Raw genomic sequence first — 248 nt, forward strand, 5'->3', positions numbered from 1 at the left:
GTTCATATTCTCATCCAAAATCATAACTTGATAATTAGCACATGGTTTACCAATGGGAATACTCGCAACATCCTCATTTAACTGACTAGGTATTTTATAGGTTGTCGTCACTACAGTACATTCTGTCGGTCCGTATACATTATGAATTTCAACATTTGTACCTATTCTTTCTCTCCACAATTTAATAACCTCTACAGGCAACATTTCACCGCCAATCGCAATTCTTTTTAGTGAAGCTAGCTTATATA

The 248-nt window shown here is 35.1% G+C and carries 1 protein-coding gene; it reads right to left on the reverse strand.

Translation table 11 applies throughout. From position 1 onward, the window contains the following. A partial coding sequence (locus SB717_RS38435; protein WP_410908464.1) for an AMP-binding protein occupies nucleotides 1–248 on the reverse strand: 248 nt, incomplete at both ends.

The sequence above is a fragment of the Priestia sp. SIMBA_032 genome (genome assembly GCF_046535215.1).
Classification (GTDB): domain Bacteria; phylum Bacillota; class Bacilli; order Bacillales; family Bacillaceae_H; genus Priestia; species Priestia aryabhattai.